General features: G+C 46.8%; 3 protein-coding genes. All 3 read left to right on the forward strand.

Annotated features, from left to right (window positions below; genetic code table 11):
• Nucleotides 1–525: 4Fe-4S dicluster domain-containing protein (locus Q0338_RS01050; protein WP_298085145.1), on the forward strand; the 525-nt coding region annotated here is incomplete at its 5' end.
• Nucleotides 526–535: 10 nt separating this feature from the next.
• Nucleotides 536–1,195, forward strand: coding sequence for an ABC transporter ATP-binding protein (locus tag Q0338_RS01055; protein WP_298085146.1), 660 nt, complete (start codon nt 536–538; stop codon nt 1,193–1,195).
• Nucleotides 1,188–2,015, forward strand: a complete 828-nt coding sequence (locus Q0338_RS01060) for an ABC transporter permease subunit (protein WP_298085147.1) — start codon at nt 1,188–1,190, stop codon at nt 2,013–2,015. The genes Q0338_RS01055 and Q0338_RS01060 overlap by 8 nt, the downstream gene beginning before the upstream one ends.
• Nucleotides 2,016–2,243: the final 228 nt, after the last annotated feature.

The raw sequence follows: 2,243 nt of genomic DNA on the forward strand, positions 1-2,243 counted from the left end.
ATCCACGAAAATTTAGCTGCTAAAAAAATCATCAAACGCCGCGAGTTCGATCCCAAATGGCGCTACGTCTTTACCGCGCTTTTTATCGCGATGAGCTTTGCTAGCTCGCAGCTCGTGTTTGAGATTTTTAGCGTGACGGGCATAGTGTCTAGGTTCGTCATCTACGGCTATTTTCACGCGATTTGGTTTGCCCTTTTCGTGCTTTTAGTCGAGATTTTCTACTCCCGCAGAGGCTGGTGCCGCTACGTCTGCCCCATCGGCGCGACGTACTCGCTGCTAACCCGCACCAACGCCGTTAAAGTCAGCTGGAACAAAGATCGCTGCGACCACTGTTTAGTCTGCATCGATACCTGTCTCGTGCCGCATGTGCTTGAAATCACGAAGAAAAACGCTAAACTTGACGGCGACGAAAATAAAAAAGAATTTCGTCTCGTGGGCGGCGACTGCACGCTTTGCGGGCGCTGTATCGACGTGTGTCACCACGACGCGCTGAAATTTGACAACGGCTTTAAAAAGCTCATCTAAAAGGATAAATTTGATAATCTTAAAAGACATCACAAAGGCTTTTGGCTCGCAAAAGATACTGCAAAACGTAAATTTAAGCATAGAAAAGGGGCAAAAAACGGTCGTGCTCGGGCAAAACGGCGCGGGCAAAAGCTCGCTGATGCGTATAATCCTGGGCGAATTTAAACCAAACAGCGGCGAGGTGCGAGTAAACGGCTTTGACCCATTTACCGCGCGCAAAGAAGCCCTTAGCGTGATATCTTTCGTCCCGCAAACGCCGCCGCCGCTTAAATTTAACCTAAAAGAGCTTTGCGAGTTCGTCTGCAAAAGCTCGGGCGTAGCGCAGGAAAATATAGAAAAATTTTGCGAGAAAATGGAGCTTGATCTAAAAGGAAACTTTCACAAGCCCTTTTACAAACTCTCGGGCGGTATGAAGCAAAAAATGCTAATCGCAATCGCCTTTGCTAAAAACACCGAAGCCATGATGTTTGACGAGCCCACGGCAAATTTAGACCCGAAAGCCAGGCGAAATTTTATGGATCTACTAGGCGAGTTCGCGCGCGAAAAGACGCTGGTTTTCATCTCGCATAGGCTTGATGAGGTGCAGGGCATATCAAACCGCTACGTCGAGATGGACCTGGGGCAAATCGTAAAAGACGAGCTAATCTCTCAAGGAGGCGCGCATGCGTAACCTGCTACTCATCGCCAAACTAGACGTCGCCGAGTCGCTGCGCTCGCGCTGGTTTCTCATCTATATGCTAGTTTTTATGGGGCTTATCGTTACTTTTATCTTTAGCGGCGTGACGGACTCGCGGGTGCTGGGCTTTAGTGGGCTTACGCGGCTTTTGCTGCTTTTTATCCAAATTTGCATCATTATCGTGCCCATTTTCATCCTCATCTCGACCGTGCGCAGCATCAGCGCCGACCGCGATACGAACCTGCTTGAGTATATGCTTAGCTTTCCCGTTAGCCTGGGCGAATACTATTTCGGCAAGGCTTTGGGGCGCATTTTCGTTATTTTCGTGCCGCTTTTGCTCTCTTTTGTTATTGCGGTGATTGCCGGACTAGTTAAAAAAATCGAAATCCCGTGGAATATCCTAACCCTCTACACCGCCCTACTTTTCGCGCTTAGCTTCGTGTTTTTGTCGTTTGGATTTCTCATCTCGTCGATGATCAAAAATCAAGAAATGGGTCAAGGCGTCGCGTTTTTACTCTGGCTTATCTTGCTAGCGTTTTTGGATCTCGCGCTGATCGGCTTTTTGATGAAAAGCAACGTGCGCGAGGATATCATCTTTTTTATCGCACTCATTAACCCGATCGAGGTCTTTAGGATCGCGGCGATTAGCCTGTTTGATCCAAATTTAGCCGTTATCGGCGTAGCGTCAAATTTCGTGCTAAACAACTTTAGCGCGTTTGGGTTTGTTATTTACTCGATTTTTTATCCGCTGATTTTGGGCGCTATTATGCTTGTTGGAGGGTATTTTATCTTTAGCAGCAGGGATTTGGTGTAAATTTAGCTAGTCTGCGGTAGCCGAATTTGGCGTTTAGGCAGGCTAGCTAGTCGTTTTATCAAGCAAATTTGACCGCACATGCGGATAAACCGCGATGAAACGACGCTATTTTCTACACTATCCATAACCGCTAAAACCCAAAATTTATCATCGTTATGAGTCGTATTAGATTTAAGTTCAAAATTCGCCTTTTATTTTATCGCGGCAATATATTTATCGGACGCCACT

It is taken from the genome of uncultured Campylobacter sp., assembly GCF_938018145.1.
Taxonomy (GTDB): Bacteria; Campylobacterota; Campylobacteria; order Campylobacterales; family Campylobacteraceae; genus Campylobacter_A.